Raw genomic sequence first — 23121 nt, forward strand, 5'->3', positions numbered from 1 at the left:
AAATATTAACACTATAATATTCCACATGAAAGAAAATAAACCCTGAATGTGCCGCCCAGTCAGTCGTGAAGCCGCACGTTGCCTGACGAAGCCGACACCGCCGAGGCCGAGAAATCGCTGTGCACAAGGATCTGGTTCGCGCCGATCATGATAACGACCAATGCGGCCATTGCTGCCAGGAACGCTTTCATCCTACGCTTCCTTCCCTTGCTGCATTTCGGCATTGCGCACATCGTCCACCCACAGGCTGTGGTGTTCGCGGGCCCATTGCTCCTCGACTTCGCCACTGCCCATGGCGTCAAACGCGCCTTCCATTCCGACCGAACCGATATAGATATGCGCAAGGATGATCGCCAGCAACACGAAGCTGACAACCGCATGCCACAACTGGGCATATTGCATTTCTTCCTGCGGGGTCAGCGGATAGGGCAAGGCATCCTGCCCGAACCACCCCGGCACGCCCCAATCGTTTAGCACCGCGAAGGTCGCGCCGAAGATATTGAATTCAAAAGGAAACAGCAGCGACAAACCCGATACCGAAATCGACGCGCCCAGAACGATCGTGGACCAGAAGATCAGCTTTTGCCCGGCGTTGAATTTCTTGGCCGGTGGATGCCCACCGCCAAAAAGCCCACCACCTTGCGCCAGCCATTTGAAATCGGTGCGGTCGGGCAGGTTATGGGCGACCCACGACACAAAGATGATCACCAGCGCGATGATGAACGCCCAAGAGATATTGTTGTGCACCCACTTCGTGCCGATCGCGAGGGTCGAGAATGCCTCGTGCCCGAAGGTCGGGATCAGCACCTTGCGTCCGAACAGGGAAATCAGGCCGGTCACGCCAAGGATCAGAAATGATCCCGCCAAGAGCCAATGGCCGAAGCGTTCGACCCCTGTGAAACGCGTAATCGTGCGGCCCGTTTTTTTGCCATCAATGCGGACACGGCCACGGATCAGGTAAAACAGCGCCAACAGAACCAGCGTGACCCCCAAAAGGCCCGCGCCATAGGTCAACAGCGGCCCTTCACGAAACTTCAGCCACCACATGCCGCCATCCTGGATCAGCGTCTTGGCGGCAGGTCCGCGTGTCTGGGTCGTGACATCCGCCGTGTCATACCGCAACGCGCGCCAAAGCTCGGGGTCGGATTGTCCCCCGCGCGTACCAAGGGGCGCAGTAATGGGCGCGGCAGCTTCGGGATCGCCAGTGGCCGAGCGGCGGAATTCGTCGTCCACCTTTTGCTGAGCCTGACGGCGCAGGATATCGTCCAGCGTTTGCGCCCCGCCTGTTTCGGCGCGCGGCGTGTCCACGGATTGTTGGGCCACGGCGGGCGCCAGCAAGCCAAAGATCAGGGCAAAAACTGCAAATAGACGAAACATCCGCGTGTTCCTTACGTCGGGTCACAAAAGATGGGCGGCCCGATCCGGGGCCGCCCGTTTATCACAGCGGAAACGGGCGAAATCAGCCGCCGCTTCCCAACCGCGGCCCTGCTTGGCCCTTCTTGCCATAGGCGGTGCCCCAGCCCCAGGCGCCAGCCCCAAAGCCACGCGCGACGATCCGCTCGCGATAGATGTCGGACACGGTATCACCGTCGCCGGCCAACAGGGCTTTGGTCGAACACATCTCGGCACAAAGCGGCAGTTTGCCCTCGGCGATCCGATTGCGACCGTATTTGGCGAACTCGGCGGTCGAGTGGTTTTCTTCCGGCCCACCAGCGCAGAAAGTGCATTTATCCATCTTGCCGCGCGACCCGAAATTACCCGCTTGCGGATACTGCGGCGCACCGAACGGGCACGCATAGAAGCAGTAACCGCAGCCAATGCACAGATCCTTGGAGTGCAACACGATGCCGTCGGCAGTCTGATAGAAGCAGTCCACCGGACACACCGCCATGCAGGGCGCATCCGAGCAGTGCATACATGCCACCGAGATCGATCGTTCGCCCGGCTGGCCATCATTGATGGTCACAACCTTCCGACGGTTGATACCCCACGGAACCTCGTGTTCGTTTTTACAGGCGGTGACGCAGGCGTTGCACTCAATGCAGCGTTCAGCGTCGCAGAGAAACTTTGCTCTCGCCATGATCTATCTCCTCTTATGCTGTCCAGATTTTGCAGAGAGTCGCTTTGGTCTCTTGCATCTGGGTTACGCTGTCATAGCCATAGGTTTGCGCGGTATTGCTGGATTCCCCCAGCACATAGGGGTCGGCCCCTTCGGGATATTTGTCGCGCAAATCCTTGCCTTCGAAATGGCCGCCGAAATGGAAGGGCATGAAGGCCACACCGGCCCCGACACGTTCCGTCAGCATCGCCATCACCTTGACCTTGGCGCCTTCCGGCCCCTCAACCCAGACCTGTTCGCCATCCCGGACGCCAAGGTTGTTGGCATCGCGCGGATTGATTTCGACGAACATATCCTGCTGCAACTCTGCAAGCCACGGGTTGGAACGGGTTTCTTCACCCCCGCCTTCATATTCGACCAGACGACCCGAGGTCAGGATGATCGGATAATCCTCAGAGAAATCATTATTCTGGATCGAGCTGTACATCGTCGGCACGCGCCAGAACTTCTTGTCCTCATAGGTCGGATAATCGGCCACAAGATCGCGGCGGCTGGAATAAAGCGGTTCGCGGTGCAGCGGCACGGGGTCCGGGAAGGTCCAGACCACAGCGCGGGCCTTGGCGTTGCCGAAAGGCGCGCAACCATGCGCGATGGCAACCCGCTGGATACCGCCAGACAGGTCGGTTTTCCAGTTCACACCGCCAGACTTAGTGATGTAGTCCGAAGGGAGTTCGCCCTGTTGCGAGGTTTCGCCAACTTCTTCGGTATTGCCCCCGTCATCTGCAGGCTCGGCCGTCAGGGGCGCCCCATCGGGGAAGCCTGCCACGCGGTCGATGCTGGCGCGTTCCTCGTCCGTCAGATCGCCGTCCCAACCCAGATCACGCAGCATCTGCATGGTGAATTCGGGGTATCCATCCTTGATCTCGGACCCAGCGGAATAGACGCCTTCGGCCAGCAGGTTGTCACCGTCACGTTCCACCCCGAAACGGGCGCGGAATGTCAGCCCGCCTTTAGCCACCGGAACCGACATATCATACAGGATAGGTGTGCCGGGATGGTTCATTTCAGCCGTACCCCAACAAGGCCACGGCATACCATAGACATCACCGTCTGCAGGGCCGCCATTGGCGCGCAAGGTCGTTTTGTCGAACGTGTGCTGGTTGGCCATGTGCTTCTTCAAACGCTCGGGGCTTTGACCGGTATAGCCGATCGTCCACATCCCGCGGTTGAATTCGCGTGTCAGATCCTCAACATTCGGCTCGCCGCCCTCGTCAATCGCGATGTTGCGGAACATCCGGTCATGGAAACCGAATTTTTCGGCAAATTTCGCCAGGATCGTGTGATCGGGCAGCGATTCAAACAACGGAGCCATAATCTGTTCACGCCATTGCAGCGACCGGTTCGAAGCCGTCACCGAACCGCGGGTTTCAAACTGCGTTGCCGCCGGCAAAAGATAGACACCATCAGTGCGATCCTGCATCACCGCCGAGACCGTCGGATACGGGTCAACGACCACCAGCATGTCCAACCGCTCCATCGCGGTTTTCATTTCCTTCATGCGGGTTTGCGAGTTCGGCGCGTGACCCCACAGGACCATGGCACGGGTGTTGTCGGGCTGATCAAGATTGGCCTTGTCCTCCAGCACGCCGTCGATCCAGCGGCTGACAGGAATACCGGTCAGGTTCATCATCTTCGTATCGCCGACCGACGCATCGGAAAACTGCCCCTTGAGCCAGTCAAGATCTTCTTCCCAAACGCGCGCCCAATGCGCCCATGAACCAGCCGACAGACCGTAATAGCCCGGCAGCGTGTCGGCCAGAACCCCAAGATCCGTCGCCCCCTGCACGTTGTCATGGCCCCGGAAAATGTTGGTGCCACCACCGGCGCGACCCATGTTGCCAAGGGCCAGTTGCAGGATGCAATAGGCGCGGGTGTTGTTGTTGCCGTTGCTGTGCTGGGTGCCACCCATGCACCAAATGACGGTGCCGGGGCGGTTGTTGGCCAGCGTGCGGGCCACGCGTTCAAGCTGCTCACCGGGGGTGCCGGTCACGCGCTCGACCTCTTCGGGGGTCCACTTCTTTACCTCGTTGCGGATTTCGTCCATGCCCCAAACGCGGGTGCGGATGAACTCCTGATCTTCCCACTTGTTCTCGAAGATATGCCACAAGATGCCCCATACCAGCGCCACGTCCGACCCCGGACGGAAGCGCACATATTCGTCGGCATGGGCCGCCGTGCGGGTAAAGCGCGGATCGCAGACGATCATCGGCGCGTTGTTTCCTTCCTTGGCTTTCAGCAAGTGCAGCAAGGACACCGGGTGTGCTTCGGCGGGGTTCGAGCCGATCAGGAAGATCGCCTTCGAGTTATGGATATCGTTGTAGCTGTTGGTCATGGCGCCGTAGCCCCATGTGTTCGCCACACCTGCCACCGTGGTCGAGTGGCAAATCCGCGCCTGGTGGTCGACGTTGTTTGTGCCCCAATAAGCCGCGAATTTGCGGAACAGATAAGCCTGTTCGTTGCTGTGCTTGGCCGAGCCCAGCCAATAGACCGAATCCGGCCCGCTTTCGTCGCGGATTCTCATCATGCCATCGCCGATTTCATTAATCGCCTGTTCCCAGCTGAGCCGGACCCATTCGCCGTTCTCTTTCTTCATCGGGTATTTCAAGCGACGTTCACCATGGGCGTGTTCGCGCACCGAAGCGCCCTTGGCACAGTGCGCACCCAGGTTGAAGGGGCTGTCGAAGCCGGGCTCCTGCCCGATCCAGACGCCATTATCGACCTCGGCAATCACCGTGCAGCCGACCGAGCAGTGGGTGCAGACCGATTTCTTGATGTCGATCGCCCGTTCTGCCGCAGTCTGCGCCGTGGCTTGTGTAACTGTGCCGCCGGTCGCGGCAACAGCGGCCAAGCCGCCAATGGCAAGCCCCGATCCGCGCAGGAAACTGCGGCGATCAACCGTGGTGGCAGTATGGGTGGCGGTCGGTGTCGCGCTTCGGCGCGCGCTTCCGTTTGTCTTTTTTCTAAGCATCATCATTCTCCCTGGATCTGCGCTGCAGGCATCTTGGTATCAATGTGGGTTGCCCGTCCATGCAACGCTTGGGCGGGTGGCGCTTACCTTAAAAGCGGGTGCTTTTAAGGTAAGCGCGGGTATGTTCGGTGTCCTGCATCACTTGCGATGACAGATCGACCTGAGCGGGTTCGGCCTGTGCCGCAGTGGCGCCCGTTGCGACGGCGGCCACAGCCCCCGGCACAGCAGTGCCCGCGATCTTCAGGAAACTCCGGCGGGTCGTGCCCTGTTTCTTGTCCGTCATTTGAATGCTCCCTTTCTCCCGTTACGTGTGGCGGCGCCCTCGCCGCCCGATCATCGGCAGGCGATCAGCCCGCCATCATGCGAAATGCTTCTTGTTCGATGGTCAGCAACGCCGATCCAACCGCGCCGACAGAAGCATAAAGAACCGATCCTTTCGCGCCTTGCAAATCGGTGAAGAAATGCGGCGCCCAAGGCCCGATATGTTTGTTGAAAAACGCCCGTTGACGCGGCAGATCGGCGGCGTTGCCGAACCGGCCCACGATCATTCCGCCCATCATCTCCATCAACGATGCGATATTGTCCTCGGGCTCAAACGTATTGGGCGCCCGCGTGATGCCAAGGGCCGCCATGTCCGCGCGCAGATTGGCCAGCGGCTTTTCGTTCAGAAATCCGGTCATATAATAGCTGGCATAGGGCAGCAGCTCGCCCCGACCCAGCCCGATGAACAGCGCATCATATTCCCGTTGCGCCGCTTTGGGCTTGGTGACTTTCGCCACCCGTGCCAGACCGCCGATCGCCTGGCCCAGGGGCGACGTGTCGCCTGTAAGCCCCGCAGTCTGCGCCAGCAACATCTCGTCCGGCGGACCCGCCAGCATCAGCCCGAGATAGTTGTAAAGATCCGCGCGCAGCCGATCCTCTTCGGTGATCTCGGCCATCATCTCGGGTTGTGTTTGCGTCAGGGTCATGCGTCGTGTCCGTCGAAGTTAAACACCATTCTGCGCGGCTTTTGGTGGTCAGGTTCTGCCCCATCTTCCGTCGCGGTTTCAGGCGTCGTTGTGTCTGACCAATCCTGTTGATCGACTTGGTCACTGGTGCGGGTCGGCTCATCACCCTCGTCAAGCGGTGACGACTGGTCTTGCGGCGCGACTACATCGGCCACCCGATCTAACTCCAGAACATGCGCCAGCAACCCCTTGCCAACCTGATAACTGGTCGCAATCGCGGCGTTGCCATAGCTGCCCGCCAGATAATCATCGTCATAATCATTCAATCCGTCAACACATGCGAGCACCGGGTTGCTGCGCCAAAGCTTGCGCAGAGCACGTTTGCGGATGTGTTCCGGCACGGCTTTCGCCATGAAAGCGGTAAAATCATCGCCTTTCACAAGCGTGTCTGGGTCCGGCAAACCCAGTTCGGCCAAGATGTCATCGTCGCTTTTCTCAGCAAGCGTCTGCGCCTCAAGCGCGGCCTGTGCTTGGGCCTGTGCCTCGGCTTCTGCTTCGGCCTGAACGGCGGCACGGCGGCGGTCCCAGAATGTGGCTGTCTTGCTCATCACGATGCCTCACGGCGGCGGCGCGGTGCGCGATAAACGTCGCTATCCTGTGCGATGCGCGGATCACCGATACCATCCTCGTCGCCATCCACTTTCATATTCTTGCGCTTGCGCTTCACGAATACTTCTTCCTCGTGGTGCTGATTCACGAAATCCGCGATCCACGCGCGCATCCCGTCCGGCATCGGCAGCTTTTCCACCAAAGCTTCATCCGAGTCGCAGTAATCCTGTGCCTCGTAAGGCGAAGCGGTGGCCAGCGACACAATCCAAGGCGTGTCCGGCAGTGACGGATTAGGGCTCAGCACAACATAGATCGACGGCTCGCGGGTCTGAAGTTCGTGAACATAGGCCTCGGTATCCGAAGGATAGAGTTGCAACGGAACGGTCGCCGCAAGATACTCCGTCACCTGTCCTTCGCTGCGCAGAACGGTCCAGCACGCAGGCCCCGCGCCGGGCAGCATGTCCACCGCACGCCACGCCCATTTCGCCCACCGGGTGACACCGGGTGATTTGCGAATCACGACCCCAAGCGGGATGGATTGCGAATTGGGAAAGACGAAAGACAAGCTGGCACCTGCTGGCTGTGACGTTTTCAACTCTAGCGCCAATTGTAATGATACACACGTGAAAAGAAAGGGGAGGTCGACTGACATGCATTAAATGTGATCGGCGAATGTGCATAGATCGCCTTTCATCCCGCGCCGTTCCGTCCTACCTATGCAGGGTGAGGGGGCGAAATGAACAAAACTCTGCTGATTTGCGATTGTCTGGGCACCCAAGCGATTGATGCCGATGCGCTAAGCGCGGCGACAGGGCTTGAGTGTTCGCGCCTGCATACATCGCTGTGTGATGGGCAAATAGACCACGCAGCCAAGGCGATGGCCGGCGGCGAGGTGATGATCGCCTGCCAGCAAGAGGCCGCCCGCTTCGCAGACCTTGCCGACGATCTGGGCGTGCCGGTGCCGGATTTCGTCGACCTGCGCGACCGCGCGGGGTGGACGGCAGACACCGCCGACACGACCGCAAAGATGGCCGCACTGGTTGCAGATGCCGCGCGCCCTGCGCCCGCACCCAAGACAATTGATGTCACCTCGGACGGCGTGTGCCTGATCATCGGGGCATCCGGCCCGGCCTTCGAGGCCGCCGAGAAGCTGGCGGACACGCTCGCAGTCACCGTTCTTGTGCCGGATGCAAGCGATCTTCCGGTCACGTCGCGCTATGACATATGCGTGGGGCGGCTTGCCCGCGCGTCAGGCACGCTGGGCCAGTTTTCGATCCGCATCGACGCGTTTCAGCAGGTCATCCCCGGCGGGCGCGGGGCGCCGTCGCTGACCGATCCGCGCGATGGGGCACAATCGACCTGTGATGTGATCCTTGATCTGACCGGCGACACCCCGCTGTTTCCCGCCCCGGACAAACGCGACGGATACCTGCGCGCGGACCCCCACAGCATCCCTGCGGTGGCCGATGCCCTGCTTGCCGCCAGCCAGATGGTCGGCACCTTCGAAAAGCCGCTTCACATCCGGTTGCAGGAACCGCTCTGCGCGCATTCCCGCGCCGAACAGCCTGCGTGCTCGAACTGCCTGAATGTCTGCCCCACCGGGGCCATTCTGCCCGCAGGTGAACATGTCAGCATTGACCCCCTGGTCTGTGCCGGGTGCGGGGCGTGTTCCGCGGTCTGCCCGTCCGGCGCGATCAGCTATGACGCACCGCCTGTCGATCACGTGTTTCGACGCATCAGCACGCTTGCCTCTGCCTATCGCAAGGCTGGTGGGCAGGCCGGGACGCTTCTGGTGCATGACACGCACGGGGCCGAGATGATCCGCCTTACCGCGCGTTTTGGCAACGGTTTGCCCGCCCATGTGATCCCGCTGGAGATCGACGCCTTGGCCATGTTCGGCCATGCCGAGATGCTGGCCACCCTGGCCTGCGGCTTTGCAGACGTCGATATCCTGCTGGCCCCGAAAAGTGACCGCGATGTCTTGCAGGCACAGGCCGATCTGGCCGCCGCGATAGGGGCCGGTGACGGCGTGACGCTGCTGGATATTTCCGACCCCGACGCGCTGTCGGACCACCTGTTTGACCGGGCCGCACCCGCCAACCGGGTCGAGGCACCGATCCTGCCGCAAGGGTCACGCCGCCAAATCACCCGGTTGGCTGCCAAAGCCCTGCAACCCGACGCCGAGATGATCCCCCTGCCCGACCATGCACCCTATGGCGCCGTGATCGTGGACACTGATGCCTGCACGCTATGTCTGGCCTGCGCGTCGCTTTGCCCGTCCGGGGCGTTGGTGGACAATCCCGACAAGCCGCAACTGCGCTTTCAGGAAGACGCCTGCCTGCAATGCGGATTGTGCGCCCATGTCTGCCCGGAAGACGCGATCACCTTGCAGCCACAGCTAAACCTGACCGACGCCGCACTGTCCCAGACTGTTCTGAACGAAGAAGAGCCGTTTGCCTGCGTGGAATGCGGCAGCCTGTTTGGCGTCAAATCCACGATCGAACGCATCACCGAAAAGCTTGCGGGCAATCACGCCATGTTTGCCAACGCCGACGCCGTACGCATGATTCAGATGTGCGACAATTGTCGCGTGAAGGCGCAGTTTCATTCCCAAGACAACCCGTTCACGATGGGCGAACGCCCGCGTGTGCGCACCACCGAAGACTATTTATCAAAACGTAAAGATCACTGACCCTAAACAAGGAGAAAAAAGATGAGCGAAGATTTCAACATGTCCATGCGCAAGTTCCTCAAGCAGGTTGGCGTGACCTCGCAACAAGCCATCGAAGAGGCATTTCGCAAGGCCGACGGCACCGAGGGCAAGGAATACGAGGCCCGCATGGTTCTGACCGTCGACGGTGTCGACCTTGAACACACCGTGACCGGCAAGATCAAAGGCTGAGCCGACATGACAATTGGTCGTGACGACGTTCTGGCCGCGCTGAACACGCTGGCCGATCCGATCAGTGGTGCGCCATTGGTCGAGGCCGGCGTGATCAAGGCCCTGACGGTCGAGGACGGCACCGTGCGCTTCGTGATCGAGGCCACCGGCAGCCACGCCGACGCCTATGCCAAAGTGAAGGATGAAGCCGAGGCTAAGATCGGCGCCCTGCCCGGCGTTAAAAAACTGTCGGTTGTGATGACGGCACACAGTGCACCCGCCGCTCCGCCCGATCTGGGCTTGGGGCGACGTTCTGAACCGGCCGGGCCAGAGAAAGTCCCGGGCGTCGACCGCATCATCGCCATCGCATCGGGCAAGGGCGGCGTCGGCAAATCCACGATCTCGGCCAATCTGGCATGTGCGCTGGCCGCCGAAGGGCGGCGCGTAGGCTTGCTGGATGCCGATGTCTATGGCCCCTCGCAGCCGCGGATGCTGGGGGTGTCGGGGCGTCCCTCGTCGCCCGATGGCAAAACGATTCTGCCGATGCGCAACTATGGCGTCACGATGATGTCCATCGGGCTGATGACCAACGACGACCAAGCCGTGGTCTGGCGCGGGCCGATGCTGATGGGCGCGCTTCAGCAGATGCTGACGCAGGTGCAATGGGGCGCTTTGGATGTGCTGATCGTCGATTTGCCCCCCGGCACGGGTGATGTGCAAATGACGCTGGCCCAGAAAGCACAGCTTGACGGGGCGATCATCGTGTCGACCCCGCAGGATGTGGCGCTTCTGGATGCCCGCAAGGGTATTGATATGTTCAACCAGCTTGGCACATCCATCATCGGCATGATCGAGAATATGTCGACGCATATCTGCTCGCAATGCGGGCACGAGGAACACACGTTCGGCCATGGCGGCGTCGCCGGCGAAGCCGCCAAGCTGGGCGTGCCCTTGCTCGCTGAAATCCCCCTGCATCTTGATATTCGGACGGCGGCGGATGGCGGTGCGCCGATCGTCGTATCCAAGCCCGACAGCGCACAGGCGGCGGCGTTCCGTGAGGTGGCGCAAAAGCTGGTCGCAGCCGGTCACGCATGACGCAGCCGGTCTTTCCCCCCTTGTTCTCCGGGTTTGATGCCGACGGCGCGAACCCGTTTGCGCTGGCCTGTGCGCAGGCGAAGGCGGTGTGTGACGCAGGGCTTGTGACCTATGATCTGGCCCATGACCGCCTGCGCGCAGCCATCGTGTTCGCGCCCGAGGTGCCGCTGCGCCAAGCCGCCTGTATGTTGCCGCTGTGCGGGCTTGGCTTTCAAAACGCCCTTGGCGCCCTTGCCCCGCCCGAGGTTGCAGTGCATCTGGGCTGGGACGGCGGGATTTACGTGAATGGCGGGCGGTGCGGTGCGCTGACAATCGCGGCGTCCCGGCACGACCCGGATGCTGTGCCCGACTGGCTGGTGGTTGGCCTGTCGTTGGACCTGTGGCCACCTTCGGACGACACGGGGCACACACCGGACGCGACCGCGCTTTATGCCGAAGGATGTGGCGATGTGGACGCCGTGACGCTGCTTGAAGCATGGGTTCGGCACACCCTTGTCGCCCTAAACGACTGGGCCGAGGATGGATCGGCCCGCCTTCACGCCAGTTGGCTTGGCGTGGCGCACGGGCGCGATACGGAAGTGGCAGTCGCCGGGCAGCGTGGCACCTTCGTCGGTCTTGATGAAGACCTTGGACTTTTGTTGAAATCCGGTGATCAATCCCGTCTGATCCCCCTCACCGCCCTGTTGACGGAGCCCACATGAAACTTGCCCGCGCGATCCATTTTGACGAAAGCGACACTCGCGTTTTTCACAATCCGGTCCGCACCGGTGAATGGTGCATTTCCGGCGGGTTTGAGTTCTCAAACTGGAGCGAGGCCGATCTGGTCGGCAAGGCCCGCCAAGCCTTTTCCAACGGCTGGATGGGGTGTGAGACCTTCGGCCGTGTCAGCTTTGTCGCTGTCACCCAGATCGAACCCGCCGAGCATGACATGCTGGCCGATCGTCTGGCGCAGCATTTCGTCGACATCTACGGCGCACCATCATTTGAAGTCGCGCGCCATGTCGCCGTGGAAGAACTGTCGCAGATGGCCGATCTGTGCGAAGAACACGCAGCCAACACTCTGCTGACCGTGATGCGCGACCTGACCGAAGCCGGTGTGCGCGAAACCTATCGCGTGATCGAGGCGCAGGCCGCCGGGCTTGAGCAATTTGCCATCCACGCCACGCTGGACGACCCGCAGACCTAAGGCGTCAGCGCCCCAATACACCCATTTGTGACCATGTGATCCGACGCCGTTGTCAGTGCCATTCTCAACCTGTCGGGAATGGGGATGGATTCTTGCGTGTTCTTGTGCGAAATTTCCCAAGAGCGGGAGGAAATACATAAATGGAGAGCTTTTCAGCAATCTTGACCGAGGCGTTGGGCCTGATCTTGGCTTGGGATCCCGACGTGATCGAGATCATTGTGCTATCCTTGCGTGTAACGCTATCCGCGGTTGCAGCGGCCTGTTTGATCGGGTTTCCGCTGGGCGCAGTGATCGGCGCGTTCCGCTTCCCCCTGCGCACAGGTGTGATCGTGGCGATGAACACCATGATGGGCCTGCCGCCCGTCGTGGTGGGCCTGCTGGTCTATCTGATGCTGTCAGCCGCTGGTCCCTTGGGTGTTCTGGGGCTGCTTTACACCCCCACGGCCATGGTCGTGGCGCAGACCATCTTGGTGACACCGATCGTCGCCGCGCTGACCCGTCAGGTGATCGAAGACCTCTACAACGAATATTCCGAGCAGTTCACGTCGCTTGGCGTCGGCCCGTTTGATCGAGTGCGCGCGCTGCTTTGGGATGCGCGCTACAGCTTGCTGACCGTGGCGCTGGCCGGGTTTGGGCGTGCGGTTGCCGAGGTGGGCGCGGTCATCATCGTTGGCGGCAACATCAACCACGTCACGCGTGTGATGACGACAACGATCGCGCTGGAAACCTCGAAGGGCAATTTGCAACTGGCGCTGGCGTTGGGGATGATCCTTCTGACCATCGCAGTGATCGTGAACGGCCTTCTGATGGCCATTCGCGGCACAGCGGCAAGGGCGGCCTATGTCTGAGGCGGTTGTGAACATAAGCGAACGCAAGCGTGGCCCTGCTGCGCGCGCAGGGTCCGCCACCTCGGCCCCGTTATTGAAGGCGCGCGGCCTGTGTTTTGACGCAGGAGGGCACCGCCTGATCGACGGGATCGACCTGGATATCCACCCCGGTCGCTGCACCGTCATCATGGGCGCCAACGGCAGCGGCAAAAGCTTGCTACTGCGCCTTCTGCACGGATTGTTGACCCCAACCGCGGGCGAGGTTCTCTGGCAAGGTCAGCCCTTGGACGCCACCGCGCGCCAGCAACAGGCGATGGTGTTTCAACGCCCCGTCATGCTGCGCCGGTCGGTGGCCGCAAATCTGCGGTTTGCGCTGTCGGTACGCGGCGTGCGCGGCTCTGAACGCAAAACGCGCGAGGCCGAGACGATTGCGCTGGCACGTCTAGACGCGCTCAAAGACAAGCCCGCCCGCGTTCTGTCGGGCGGCGAACAACAACGCCTTGCCGTGGCCCGTGCCATGATCTGCACGCCGCGCATGTTGTTTTTGGATGAGCCGACCGCCAGCCTTGATCCGGCCTCGACCCAAGCAATCGAACACATGGTCCAGGACGCACGCGAAAGCGGGACGACAATCATCGTCGTTACCCACGACGCAGGGCAAGCCCGCAGGCTGGGCGACGATCTGATTTTTCTGCATGGCGGACGGGTGGCTGAAACCGGCCCCGTTGCGGAGGTGCTGGACCACCCCAGCTCTGAAGCTGCCCAAGCGTGGCTTGGGGGCCGCTTGCTTGTTCCATCCAAACCCTAACGAAACCAAAATCATAATAGGAGTATGATAATGTTTAGACGCAGTTTCCTTGGCTTTGCCACCGCCGGCCTTCTAGCCCTTGGCCTGACTGGCCCAGCCACCGCGCAGGACGATTTTATCGTTGTGCAATCCACGACCTCAACCCAGAACTCAGGTTTGTTCGATTATATTCTGCCGATGTTCACCGACAAAACGGGGGTCGAAGTGCGCGTGGTTGCCGTGGGTACAGGTCAGGCAATCAAGAACGCCGCCAATGGCGATGGCGATGTGCTGTTTGTCCACGCCAAACCAGCGGAAGAAAAATTCGTCGCCGACGGTCACGGTGTCAGCCGCAGCGACGTGATGTATAACGACTTTGTCATCGTCGGCCCGCCCGCCGACCCGGCAGAAGTCGCAGGCATGTCCGATGTCGCCGCCGCCTTGTCCAAGATTGCTGAAGCCGAGGCACCCTTTGCATCGCGCGGGGATGACAGCGGCACCCACAAGGCGGAGCTGAGCCTGTGGAACGAAGCGGGCGTCGATGTGGCGGCAGCTTCAGGCGGTTGGTATCGCGAAACCGGCTCGGGCATGGGTGCCACGCTGAACACCGGGACCGGAATGGATGCCTATATCATGACAGACCGCGCAACCTGGATCAGCTTTGGTAACAAAGGGGATTACCAGATCGCTGTGGAAGGCGACGAAAAGATGTTCAACCAATACGGCATCATTCTGGTGAACCCGGAAATGCACGCCAACGTGAAGGGCGATCTGGGTCAGCAATTTGTTGACTGGGTTCTGTCGGACGAAGGGCAAGAGGCGATCGCGTCCTACAAGGTGGACGATCAGCAATTGTTCTTCCCGAACGCGAAGTGACTTGAAACCACCCTGACAACCGGGCGCGCCCATCTTGTGGCGCGCCTTTTGTGAATAAGGAAGAGTCTCATGAAACAGATCCTTACAGCGGGCGTCCTTGCCATGTTTGCAACCACACACCCCGCCCTAAGCGACGAGGTGACACTGCACGCCGCTGGTAGCCTGAAGGCCGCAATGACAGATATTGCCGACGCATTTGAGGCCACAACGGATATGCAGGTCGCACGCAATTTCGGCCCCTCGGGCCTGCTTCGCGAACGTATCGAAGGGGGCGAACATGCCGAAGTTTTCGCCTCGGCCAATATGCGCCATCCGCAGACGCTTGCCGATGCGGCGCTTGCGGGCGACGTGACCATGTTTGCCCGCAACAGCCTGTGCGGGCTCGCCCAGCAGGATATCGCAGTGTCGTCCGACACGATCCTTGACGTGATGCTGTCGCCAGATACACGCCTTGGGACCTCGACCCCTAAAGCGGACCCGTCAGGCGACTACGCTTGGCAGCTTTTCGACAAGGCCGACGCCATCGCGCCGGGCAGCACGGAAACACTCAAATCCAAAGCCCTGCAATTGACGGGCGGACCAAACAGCGCCACGCCGCCAGAAGGCCGCAATCCTTATGGCTGGGTGATGAGCGAGGATCAGGCCGATCTATTTTTGACCTATTGCACCAACGCAGTGCTTGCGCAGCGCGATACACCCGGATTGCAGATCGTGCAATTGCCAGAGGCGCTGGCCGTAGGTGCCGATTACGGCCTGACGGTGATAAACGGCGCATCGGCAGCGGCAGACGACCTTGCCGCCTTCGTAACCGGGCCTGATGCGCAGAAAATCCTGTCCAGCTATGGCTTTAAGGCGCCAGATTAAAACGGTTTCGCGCGGCTGCTTGGGGGGGGGCGTCATTCCGGCAGCCAGCGCACCGCCCCCATGTCGCCAAGGTCATAACCACCCATCGCCGCCGCCTTGTCGTGACATGCGGCTGTGCGGGCGAATTGCAGAAGTGTCTGCACTGGTGGCGTGAAATAAGTGTGCTGGTCGATCAGCAGGTCGAACCGTTCTTCGGCCAGCGGCAGGAAGCCAAGGCTGAACTGTCGGGCCATTGCCTCGATCCCCGTGGCGGCATCGGCCTGTCCGGCGGCGACGGCAGCGGCAGCTTCGTGTTCGGTATGGGCCAGCTCGCTGACCAGCTCCAGATCGCTGGCATCAATTCCTTCGCGCTTCAACATCTCTTCGAAGAACGTGGCGCCGCCGGCCCCCGGCTGACGCCGCGCGACGCGCTTGCCTTTCAGGTCTGCAACGCGGGTGATCTTGTCAGCGGCATCTGGTGCCAGCACAAGTCCGCGCGCGCGGGTAGCCCATGCGATCAGAACGCAGTTCCTCACACCCTGCGCCGATACGATATCCACGTTCCAATCGGTCTCGCCCGGAATATGAAGCCCCGTCAGCGCAGCCTGCCCGTCGGTGAAACAGTCAAGCCCCGCCCGGCTGCCGTTGAACATGGTGGCAAGGCCAGATCCGCTTTCACGCACCGCCCATTCCAGAAGCGGATCATGCGATCCGGTCAGAACCGCAGGGCGCACGCTCGCCACTGGTGCCGCGTCGCTGTTGATCCAGTCCAGCAGTTCGGACCTTGGAAAAATCAGCTTGCCGGTGATGCGCCGATGCGGAATTTCCCCGGTGGCCGCAAGATCATAGACCTTGCGTTCCTTCACCCGCAGCAGCTCTGCCACCTCTTTGGTGGTCAGGTAGCTTGGATCATCGTTTCTGTCGTCCTGTGGCATTACCGCGCCCGTGGTTCAAAGCACGAAGATGGGCGATCAGGCCGTTTTTCACAAGACCAAAGGCACATGGCAATCAGGCGTCCGCCTTCTTGTCAGACGACGCAAACATCTTCTTATAGTCGGACTTCGACAGATTATAGGCCGCGTCAGATTTTGAAATCAGCGTGTAGAACATCGGCACCACGAACAACGTGAAGGCCGTGCCGATCAAAAGCCCGGTAAAGATCACCAGCCCCATCGTTTGTCGTGCCGCGGCCCCTGCCCCGTCAGCCATCATAAGAGGAACCACCGCCAATACCATCGCTGCGGTCGTCATCAGGATCGGACGCAAGCGTGTCTTGGCCGCCGCAACGATGGCCTGTTTACGCGACAGGTTATGTTCGTCACGCTGTTGGTTGGCGAACTCGACCATCAAAATGCCGTGCTTGGTGATCAGGCCGATCAGGGTGATCAGGCCGACCTGCGAATAAATGTTCAGCGTCCCCAACCCAAGGTTCAGGGGCAGGAGTGCACCAAAGATCGACAAGGGCACGGACATCAGAATGATGAAGGGGTCGCGGAAGCTCTCAAATTGCGCGGCTAGAACCAGATAAATCACCACGATGGCTGCCGCGAAAGCAAACAGGATCGTATTGCCCTGTGCTACCTCAAGCCGCGATTGGCCCGAATAGTCGATGAAGAAGCCTTCGGGCAGTACTTCGCGCGCGATCTCTTCCAGTTGGGCCAGACCGTCGCCGGTCGAGGTGCCGATGGCAGGCAGCGCCGTCAGCGTGGCCGAGTTCAACTGGTCAAATTGTTCGATCGAGGCCGCACTGGCGCCCGTATTCACCGATACAACCGATGACAAAGGCACCATTTCCCCGGTCGACGACCGCACGAAGAACTGGCCCAGACGTTCGGGATTGTTGCGCCATTCCTGCGGCACCTGGGTGATGATGTCATAGCTATTGCTGTCGCGATCAAACTGCGCCACCGCGTTGCCGCCGACCAGAAGGGCCAGCGTGTTACCGATTTCGGATACCGGCACATTCAAGCTGGCTGCCCGGTCGCGGTCAATCGTCACCGTCACCTGCGGCGCATCGAAGCTAAGCGAGTTCTGCACCACGATGAACCGGCCCGAAGCCATAGCTTTCTTGCGAATTTCCTCGGCCACCTCGACCACACGTTCGGGGTCATAGATCGACTGGATCACCAGCGACACTGGCAAACCGCCACCCGCACCGGGCAGGGTCGGTGGGGCAAACACAAAGCCCTCAACCCCGGTGTTCTTGTCCAGCACGGCCTGAATGTCGGCCTGCACCTCGGCCTGACTGCGGTCACGATCCGCCCAGTCTTGCAGCGACCAGATATAAATCCCCGTGTTCCCCGCCCCGCCAAAGCCGGCGATCGAGAACCCCAGATCGACCTCGGGCACCTCGCTTGTGTCTTCTGTCACCTTGTCGATGTAAAGCGCGGTATATTCCGTGGTCGCGTAACGCGGACCATTCAGGAAGGCAAACAGCGCGCCCTGATCTTCCTCGGGCGCCAGCTCTGTGGTGGTGTTCAAGAACATGAATCCCGTCGCACCCAGAAGCGCCACAACCATCAGCAAGGTCACGGGCCGGTAATCCAGCGACGACGCCACGCGGCGTTCATACCAGTTCGATACCTTGTCTGACGTGCGATCCACCAACTTCTCGAACCGTCCACCGCTGCCGTGCTTCAACAGCCGCGCCGACATCATCGGCGTGATTGTCAGCGCAACAACGCCAGAAATCAGCACTGCCCCCGCAAGTGTCAGCGCGAATTCCGAGAACAGCGCACCGGTCAGCCCGCCGGTAAAGGCAAGCGGCGCCAGAACGGCAGCGAGCGTCACGCTCATCGCGATAACCGGGCCGGTGATTTCCTGCATCCCGACAATCGCGGCACGGGCGGGTGCCATGCCTTCTTCGATATGGCGGTGGATATTTTCCACGACCACAATCGCGTCATCCACCACAAGGCCAATGGCCAGAACCATCGCCAAAAGCGTCAAAAGGTTGATCGAATAGCCAAGCGCCAGAAGGATCATACAGACCCCGATCAGCGACAATGGAATGGTGACAACCGGCATCAAAACCGAACGGAAAGAGCCTAGAAACAGGTAAATAACCACAATCACGATCAAAACGGCTTCAGCGATGGTCTTGAACACCTCTTCAATCGAGGCGCTGATCGTCTTGGTCGAATCGTAAACCATTTTGATCGTCATGCCTTCAGGCAAGCTGTCGTTCAGGGCCGGCAGTTCGTCCAGAACGGCTTCGGCGGTGGTCAATGGGTTCGCAGCAGGGGTCGCGGTGATGCCAATGAACGTGCCGCTTGCGCCATCGAAGGTCACGATCTCGTCCTGATCTTTCGACGCAAGTTCGACCCGCGCGACATCCCGCAAGCGCACAACGCCAGATGGCGTGTTGATCAATGGAAGCTCACCAAACGCTTCAGCGGTTTGCAGGGTCGATTCCAACGTGATCGAGTAAGTGACATATTCGTTTTCCGTCTTGCCGGGGGCTGACAGAAAGTTCGACGCGCGGATAGCACCCAAAACTTCGCTTGCCGTGACGCCACGCGCAGCCAGTTTCAGCGGATCGATCCAGACACGCATCGCATAGTTGGCCGCACCGATGATCTGCATGTCTGCCACACCTTCGATGGTCGACACGCGTGGGCGCACCACGCGCTCCAGATACTCGGTCAGCTGTTCTTGCGTCATGTTGGGGTTCTGGGCAGCCAGATACATCAACGCGAAGGTCTGCCCGGTGCCTTTGGTGATCACCGGGTCTTCGGCGTCACCGGGCAACTGCCCGCGCACCTGCTGAACCTTCGCCAAAACCTCGGTCAGCGCAACATCCGGGTCTGAGCCCAGTTTCATCTGTACCGACACAACCGACGCCGAGGGCCGTGATTGGCTGGTCACATAGTCAATGTTTTCAGTTGTCGCGACAGCCGCCGCAATGGGCGCGGTGACAAACCCCTGAATCAGTTCCGGCGCAGCACCGGGATAGACGGTCGTTACGGTAACGACGGTTTCTTCGACCTCGGGATACTGGCGCAGCGGCAGATTATAAATGGATTGCAGGCCAAGCAGGATAATCAGGGCAGCCAGCACTGATGACAACACCGGGCGGCGAATGAAGATTTCCGAAAAATGCATCTCGCGCCCCTATTCCAGCGCCGCGTCAGGCGCGACCTCATTGTCGATCTTGACTGCCGCACCACCGACCAGACGGTTCTGCCCGGCATTGACGACCCGATCGCCAGCTTCAACCCCATCAACAATTTCAACCATGCCGCCCGACCGACGGCCCACCTCGATGAACAATTGCGCAACGGTTAGCTTTTCTTCGTCACCGTCCTCGGACGCACGTACGACAAAGATAGCATCGCCATAAAGGGTCGAGGTGACAGCAGTTTGCGGCAAGGCCAATACGCCCTCTTCCTTCGGAAGGTTGATGCGAACGCGCAGGAACTGGCCTGGAAAAAGCTTGCCATTGGTGCCGTCTATCAACGCGCGGATTGTGACCAGGCGCGACACGGGATCAACGCGCGGTTCAATCGCGATGATGCGCCCGTCATAGGTCACATCGCCCACTTCTGTCGTTGTAGTGATCGGCGTGCCGATGGCGATCTTGTCGATATTCTGTTCGGGAATGGTAAAATCAACCTGCATCTGGTCAAGGTTCTGCAAGGTTGCATAGATCGTGCCGGGCGTCACATATTGCCCCGGTTCGATCTTGGAAATACCGATCACGCCGCTAAAAGGCGCCAACATTTCCTTTTGATCCAAAAGCGCGGTCAGCTTGGCAACCTGCGCACGCGCGCTTTTTTCTTGCACTTCGGCCGTGTCGACATTGCTGGTGGCACTGATGCCACGTTCTTTCAGGGTGCGGTTACGCTCCAACTGCGTGATCGCCAGATCAAGCGAGGCCTGCGCCGCCGCCAGATCCGCCCGTTCAATCCGTTCGTCGATCTGAACAAGTTTCTGACCTTCTTCGACCTTATCATTCGGTTCAAACTGCACCTCGCGCACCAGCCCGCCAGCCTCGACCGCCAGATCCACGCCTTGGGCGGACAGGGCCGTGCCGATGGCATCAATGCCGGATTTCCAGTCAATCGGTTCAACCTCGACCACGGATACGGCGACGGGCGGGGCGGTCATGCCGGCAAAGAAATCCGCGATCATCTTGTCGCGAAACATATTAAAGCCAACAATTCCCCCCACAAGCAGACCAAGCAGGACAATGGCTATTGCAAGACGCTTTTTCATATCATTCTCCGGCCAGTCGGGGGATAGGGACGCTTCTTATATGTCAATTCAGCGAAATCATCCGGTCTGATTGATACATCAAACCGGGATTGTCAATTTACCATGCGAACCCGGATACGTGCTGCAACCGCCGTTTGCCAGCCTTTCCTTCACGTTATCAGTTGATGTTCACGACAACTTTATCCAACCACATGACACCGACGAAAAAGAGCATCTTTCATGGTATCCGGCGCCATTATCAGGAAAAGCTTTCACCCTCGGTCTTTTGGGACGCAGCCGCCGAGCGGCTGATTGCAATGTGTCACGGGGATCTGGACATCAGTCCGCCGCGCTTCGACTGATCCGCAGGGACGAGGCCGACAAGTCCCGCGCGGCAAGCGCCCAGTCGCAAAATGCCCGCACTTGCCCTGCCATCATGTTGGTGGCTGCCGGACCGGTCAGCAGGTAATAATCGTGATCATCCAGAACGGTGCACTCTGACAGGGCGACCAACCGGCCAGTGTCCAGGTCCGGGCGAATCATTGCCTTGGCGCACAATGCGACCCCCTGGCCCGACAGGGCCGCGGCGCGCAGCATGTTGAAATCTTCATAGACCGGCCCCGCTAGGGTTTGCCGGGTCTCGTGCCCCGCCTGCCCCAGCCATTTCTGCCAGCCAGAGGCGTCACCATCATGCAGCAGACCCAGCTTTGGAATATCGGCGGGGTGCTTTGGCGCAGGCCCAAGCCGGTCAAACAAGGCCGGACTGCACACCGGCACGCTGGCGCCGGGCAGAAAGGGCTGGCTGGAAACACCCGGCAGGGTCGGACCGCGGTCGGCAAAGACGAACGCGATATGCACATCGCGAAAGTCGATATCACCACCGTGCAGGGCATAAACGATCCGTAGGTCCACCTCTGGGTGCGCAGCGTGGAAATCAGACAGGCGCGGGATCAACCAGCACATCGCGACGGACGGAATTGCCGCAATAATCAGCGGCTGCTGCGCCCCGCTCAGTCGCGCCCGTTGGCAAGCCGCCTCCATATCCGCGAAGGATTGAGTCAGAGTTTGTGCCAGTTCCTCGCCATGAGGCAGCAGAAGGGTGCAGTTGCCTTTGCGTTCGAACAGGCGCTGATCCAGCCAATCCTCCAGATGGCGGATCTGATGGCTGATCGCGGATTGTGACACAAAAAGCGCCTTCGCCGCAGCTTGAAACGAACCGGTGCGGGCCACCGCCTCGAAGGTGCGCAGGGCGGTCAGGGGAAGAGTTGCCATAGCTTGCCAAGTTTAATGGTGAATTTCATTCATGCTGGCATGAGAAACCATCTTTTGACAAGAGCCACCTTCCCGAAGGACGTTCAGTACAGCAAAAACACGCATCTTACATGATTCAAACGGACGGAGGATACCTTGGAGCGCGAGAGATTTCAGGACTACACCAACAATGGCGACAAGGCGACGCCGACCTTTTCAGACGCCGAGATGCAGCGCAGGCTGGACGCGATCCGCGCCTATATGAAAGACGCAAACATCGACGCGGCGCTGTTCACGTCTTACCACTGCGTCAACTATTACTCTGATTTCCTGTATTGCCAGTTCGGCCGTCGCTACGGGTTCCTGGTGGACCACGACATCGCGACGTCGATCAGCGCGGGCATTGACGGTGGCCAGCCTTGGCGGCGCACATTCGGTGGTCGAAACATCACCTATACGGATTGGCAAAAGGACAATTATTTTCATGCCATTCGCCAGCTGGCTGGTGGCGCCAAGCGGCTGGGGATCGAATTTGACCACGTCAATATCGACCTTCTGAACCTTCTGAAGTCCGAATTCCCGGACATGGAATTTGTCGATATCGCCGCCCCTTCGATGCGCCTGCGCATGATCAAATCAGCCGAAGAAATCGCGCATATCGAAAAGATGACCCGCATCGCGGACATCGGCGGCGCGGCCTGCGTCGAAGCCGCCGCTGTTGGTGTGACCGAGCGCGAAGTCGCCTTGCATTCCACCGCCACTATGATCCGCGAGATCGCGAAAACCTGGCCCGATGGCGAATTGCTGGACACCTGGACATGGTTCCAGTCGGGCATCAACACCGATGGCGCGCACAACCCCGTCACCAGCCGCAAGATCGAGAAGGGCGATATCCTGTCGCTGAACTGCTTCCCGATGGTCGCGGGCTATTACGTCGCGCTGGAACGCACCTTGTTCGCGGAAGAGGCCAGCGACGAACATATCCGTCTGTGGCAGGTCAACTGCGACGTGCATGACCGCGGCAAGGAGTTGCTGGTGCCTGGCGCCAAATGTTCCGACATCGCCAAGGAACTGAACGAGATGTATGCCGAAAAAGACCTGCTGCAATATCGCAGCTTCGGTTACGGCCACTCGTTCGGCGTCCTGTGCCACTACTACGGTCGCGAGGCCGGGCTGGAACTGCGCGAAGACTGCGATACGGTGCTGGAACCGGGCATGGTCATCTCGATGGAGCCGATGATCACCATCCCCGATCATCTGCCCGGCGCAGGCGGCTATCGCGAACACGACATTCTGGTGATCGAAGACGGGGGCAATCGCAACATCACCGGCTTCCCCTATGGTCCCGAACACCTGATCGTCAACGGCAACGCCTGAGACAAAAAACCGAAGCCCCCGTTCAATCATCGGACGGGGGTTTTTTTTAATCCAGACACAGCGAGAGGATGAGTTGGTATTTTTTGGTTCCGGACAAAGGAATACGGCTACGGAAAATAATACACTGATCATCAACTGGCTGATCATGCTTGCGTCGGT

At 60.0% G+C, this 23121-nt stretch carries 22 protein-coding genes; 10 read left to right on the plus strand and 12 right to left on the minus strand.

Annotated features, from left to right (window positions below):
* Nucleotides 1-59 precede the first annotated feature (59 nt).
* From MN186_RS16435 to MN186_RS04620, 8 genes are all read right to left on the minus strand, one after another.
* Nucleotides 60-191: a hypothetical protein gene (locus tag MN186_RS16435; RefSeq protein WP_255743778.1), complete on the minus strand. Its 132-nt coding sequence runs from the start codon at nucleotides 189-191 to the stop codon at nucleotides 60-62.
* Between the two features lies 1 nt (nucleotide 192).
* A complete protein-coding gene (locus MN186_RS04590; protein ID WP_242112822.1) occupies nucleotides 193-1377 on the minus strand; it encodes a formate dehydrogenase subunit gamma in 1185 nt (394 codons plus the stop codon).
* An 82-nt stretch (nucleotides 1378-1459) separates the two neighbouring features.
* Complete coding sequence (fdh3B, locus tag MN186_RS04595) at nucleotides 1460-2080, minus strand: formate dehydrogenase FDH3 subunit beta (protein ID WP_242112831.1); 621 nt, start codon at nucleotides 2078-2080, stop codon at nucleotides 1460-1462.
* Between the two features lie 13 nt (nucleotides 2081-2093).
* Nucleotides 2094-5087, minus strand: a complete 2994-nt coding sequence (locus tag MN186_RS04600) for a formate dehydrogenase subunit alpha (protein WP_242112836.1) — start codon at nucleotides 5085-5087, stop codon at nucleotides 2094-2096.
* 88 nt (nucleotides 5088-5175) lie between these two features.
* Nucleotides 5176-5370: a twin-arginine translocation pathway signal protein gene (locus MN186_RS04605; RefSeq protein WP_242112843.1), complete on the minus strand. Its 195-nt coding sequence runs from the start codon at nucleotides 5368-5370 to the stop codon at nucleotides 5176-5178.
* A 64-nt stretch (nucleotides 5371-5434) separates the two neighbouring features.
* Nucleotides 5435-6055 carry a TorD/DmsD family molecular chaperone gene (locus MN186_RS04610; RefSeq protein ID WP_242112850.1) on the minus strand — a complete coding sequence of 207 codons (621 nt, stop codon included), beginning with the start codon at nucleotides 6053-6055 and terminating at the stop codon, nucleotides 5435-5437.
* The gene (locus tag MN186_RS04615) at nucleotides 6052-6642 is read right to left on the minus strand and encodes a DUF3306 domain-containing protein (RefSeq protein ID WP_242112854.1); all 591 of its coding nucleotides are present in this window, start codon (nucleotides 6640-6642) and stop codon (nucleotides 6052-6054) included. The genes MN186_RS04610 and MN186_RS04615 overlap by 4 nt, the downstream gene beginning before the upstream one ends.
* On the minus strand, nucleotides 6642-7238 hold the full coding sequence (locus tag MN186_RS04620; RefSeq protein WP_242112855.1) for a DUF3305 domain-containing protein: 597 nt from the start codon (nucleotides 7236-7238) through the stop codon (nucleotides 6642-6644). The genes MN186_RS04615 and MN186_RS04620 overlap by 1 nt, the downstream gene beginning before the upstream one ends.
* Before the next feature lie 141 nt (nucleotides 7239-7379).
* Here MN186_RS04620 and MN186_RS04625 point away from each other — a divergent pair, with 141 nt between their 5' ends.
* From MN186_RS04625 to MN186_RS04665, 9 genes are all read left to right on the plus strand, one after another.
* Nucleotides 7380-9335, plus strand: a complete 1956-nt coding sequence (locus tag MN186_RS04625; RefSeq protein WP_242112857.1) for a 4Fe-4S binding protein — start codon at nucleotides 7380-7382, stop codon at nucleotides 9333-9335.
* 21 nt (nucleotides 9336-9356) lie between these two features.
* A complete protein-coding gene (locus MN186_RS04630) occupies nucleotides 9357-9545 on the plus strand; it encodes a DUF6494 family protein (RefSeq protein WP_242112865.1) in 189 nt (62 codons plus the stop codon).
* Between the two features lie 6 nt (nucleotides 9546-9551).
* Complete coding sequence (locus tag MN186_RS04635) at nucleotides 9552-10619, plus strand: Mrp/NBP35 family ATP-binding protein (protein WP_242112871.1); 1068 nt, start codon at nucleotides 9552-9554, stop codon at nucleotides 10617-10619.
* Nucleotides 10616-11320, plus strand: coding sequence for a biotin/lipoate--protein ligase family protein (locus MN186_RS04640; RefSeq protein WP_242112879.1), 705 nt, complete (start codon nucleotides 10616-10618; stop codon nucleotides 11318-11320). The genes MN186_RS04635 and MN186_RS04640 overlap by 4 nt, the downstream gene beginning before the upstream one ends.
* Nucleotides 11317-11805 carry a DUF6505 family protein gene (locus MN186_RS04645; protein WP_242112884.1) on the plus strand — a complete coding sequence of 163 codons (489 nt, stop codon included), beginning with the start codon at nucleotides 11317-11319 and terminating at the stop codon, nucleotides 11803-11805. Before MN186_RS04640 ends, MN186_RS04645 begins: the two co-directional genes overlap by 4 nt.
* Before the next feature lie 140 nt (nucleotides 11806-11945).
* Complete coding sequence (locus MN186_RS04650; protein ID WP_242112893.1) at nucleotides 11946-12653, plus strand: ABC transporter permease; 708 nt, start codon at nucleotides 11946-11948, stop codon at nucleotides 12651-12653.
* Nucleotides 12646-13440, plus strand: coding sequence for an ABC transporter ATP-binding protein (locus MN186_RS04655; protein WP_242112896.1), 795 nt, complete (start codon nucleotides 12646-12648; stop codon nucleotides 13438-13440). The genes MN186_RS04650 and MN186_RS04655 overlap by 8 nt, the downstream gene beginning before the upstream one ends.
* 30 nt (nucleotides 13441-13470) lie before the next feature.
* On the plus strand, nucleotides 13471-14295 hold the full coding sequence (locus MN186_RS04660) for an ABC transporter substrate-binding protein (RefSeq protein WP_242112899.1): 825 nt from the start codon (nucleotides 13471-13473) through the stop codon (nucleotides 14293-14295).
* Nucleotides 14296-14364: 69 nt separating this feature from the next.
* Nucleotides 14365-15159 carry a molybdate ABC transporter substrate-binding protein gene (locus tag MN186_RS04665; protein WP_242112901.1) on the plus strand — a complete coding sequence of 265 codons (795 nt, stop codon included), beginning with the start codon at nucleotides 14365-14367 and terminating at the stop codon, nucleotides 15157-15159.
* A gap of 32 nt (nucleotides 15160-15191) precedes the next feature.
* Here the strand turns inward: MN186_RS04665 and MN186_RS04670 are convergent, their stop codons facing one another.
* The 4 genes from MN186_RS04670 to MN186_RS04685 form a co-directional block, all read right to left on the minus strand.
* The gene (locus MN186_RS04670; protein WP_242112904.1) at nucleotides 15192-16073 is read right to left on the minus strand and encodes a helix-turn-helix transcriptional regulator; all 882 of its coding nucleotides are present in this window, start codon (nucleotides 16071-16073) and stop codon (nucleotides 15192-15194) included.
* A gap of 73 nt (nucleotides 16074-16146) precedes the next feature.
* Nucleotides 16147-19242, minus strand: a complete 3096-nt coding sequence (locus MN186_RS04675; RefSeq protein ID WP_242112911.1) for an efflux RND transporter permease subunit — start codon at nucleotides 19240-19242, stop codon at nucleotides 16147-16149.
* Nucleotides 19243-19251: 9 nt separating this feature from the next.
* Nucleotides 19252-20355, minus strand: coding sequence for an efflux RND transporter periplasmic adaptor subunit (locus MN186_RS04680; RefSeq protein ID WP_242112913.1), 1104 nt, complete (start codon nucleotides 20353-20355; stop codon nucleotides 19252-19254).
* A 318-nt stretch (nucleotides 20356-20673) separates the two neighbouring features.
* The gene (locus MN186_RS04685; protein WP_242112915.1) at nucleotides 20674-21606 is read right to left on the minus strand and encodes a LysR substrate-binding domain-containing protein; all 933 of its coding nucleotides are present in this window, start codon (nucleotides 21604-21606) and stop codon (nucleotides 20674-20676) included.
* Between the two features lie 207 nt (nucleotides 21607-21813).
* Here MN186_RS04685 and MN186_RS04690 point away from each other — a divergent pair, with 207 nt between their 5' ends.
* A complete protein-coding gene (locus MN186_RS04690) occupies nucleotides 21814-22962 on the plus strand; it encodes an aminopeptidase P family protein (RefSeq protein WP_420838901.1) in 1149 nt (382 codons plus the stop codon).
* Nucleotides 22963-23121 lie beyond the last annotated feature (159 nt).

Source organism: Aliiroseovarius sediminis (assembly GCF_022678485.1).
Taxonomy (GTDB): Bacteria; Pseudomonadota; Alphaproteobacteria; order Rhodobacterales; family Rhodobacteraceae; genus Aliiroseovarius; species Aliiroseovarius sediminis.

Bases quoted from the DNA above. Each gene is read 5' to 3' on its own strand.
- MN186_RS04655 (WP_242112896.1), top strand. From the start codon at position 12,646: ATGTCTGAGGCGGTTGTGAACATAAGCGAACGCAAGCGTGGCCCTGCT.
- MN186_RS04635 (WP_242112871.1), top strand. From the start codon at position 9,552: ATGACAATTGGTCGTGACGACGTTCTGGCCGCGCTGAACACGCTGGCC.
- MN186_RS16435 (WP_255743778.1), bottom strand. From the start codon at position 191: ATGAAAGCGTTCCTGGCAGCAATGGCCGCATTGGTCGTTATCATGATC.
- MN186_RS04670 (WP_242112904.1), bottom strand. From the start codon at position 16,073: ATGCCACAGGACGACAGAAACGATGATCCAAGCTACCTGACCACCAAA.
- MN186_RS04660 (WP_242112899.1), top strand. From the start codon at position 13,471: ATGTTTAGACGCAGTTTCCTTGGCTTTGCCACCGCCGGCCTTCTAGCC.
- MN186_RS04630 (WP_242112865.1), top strand. From the start codon at position 9,357: ATGAGCGAAGATTTCAACATGTCCATGCGCAAGTTCCTCAAGCAGGTT.
- MN186_RS04625 (WP_242112857.1), top strand. From the start codon at position 7,380: ATGAACAAAACTCTGCTGATTTGCGATTGTCTGGGCACCCAAGCGATT.
- fdh3B (WP_242112831.1), bottom strand. From the start codon at position 2,080: ATGGCGAGAGCAAAGTTTCTCTGCGACGCTGAACGCTGCATTGAGTGC.
- MN186_RS04685 (WP_242112915.1), bottom strand. From the start codon at position 21,606: ATGGCAACTCTTCCCCTGACCGCCCTGCGCACCTTCGAGGCGGTGGCC.
- MN186_RS04640 (WP_242112879.1), top strand. From the start codon at position 10,616: ATGACGCAGCCGGTCTTTCCCCCCTTGTTCTCCGGGTTTGATGCCGAC.
- MN186_RS04590 (WP_242112822.1), bottom strand. From the start codon at position 1,377: ATGTTTCGTCTATTTGCAGTTTTTGCCCTGATCTTTGGCTTGCTGGCG.
- MN186_RS04690 (WP_420838901.1), top strand. From the start codon at position 21,814: ATGCAGCGCAGGCTGGACGCGATCCGCGCCTATATGAAAGACGCAAAC.
- MN186_RS04650 (WP_242112893.1), top strand. From the start codon at position 11,946: ATGGAGAGCTTTTCAGCAATCTTGACCGAGGCGTTGGGCCTGATCTTG.
- MN186_RS04645 (WP_242112884.1), top strand. From the start codon at position 11,317: ATGAAACTTGCCCGCGCGATCCATTTTGACGAAAGCGACACTCGCGTT.
- MN186_RS04675 (WP_242112911.1), bottom strand. From the start codon at position 19,242: ATGCATTTTTCGGAAATCTTCATTCGCCGCCCGGTGTTGTCATCAGTG.
- MN186_RS04665 (WP_242112901.1), top strand. From the start codon at position 14,365: ATGAAACAGATCCTTACAGCGGGCGTCCTTGCCATGTTTGCAACCACA.
- MN186_RS04610 (WP_242112850.1), bottom strand. From the start codon at position 6,055: ATGACCCTGACGCAAACACAACCCGAGATGATGGCCGAGATCACCGAA.
- MN186_RS04600 (WP_242112836.1), bottom strand. From the start codon at position 5,087: ATGCTTAGAAAAAAGACAAACGGAAGCGCGCGCCGAAGCGCGACACCG.
- MN186_RS04615 (WP_242112854.1), bottom strand. From the start codon at position 6,642: ATGAGCAAGACAGCCACATTCTGGGACCGCCGCCGTGCCGCCGTTCAG.
- MN186_RS04605 (WP_242112843.1), bottom strand. From the start codon at position 5,370: ATGACGGACAAGAAACAGGGCACGACCCGCCGGAGTTTCCTGAAGATC.
- MN186_RS04680 (WP_242112913.1), bottom strand. From the start codon at position 20,355: ATGAAAAAGCGTCTTGCAATAGCCATTGTCCTGCTTGGTCTGCTTGTG.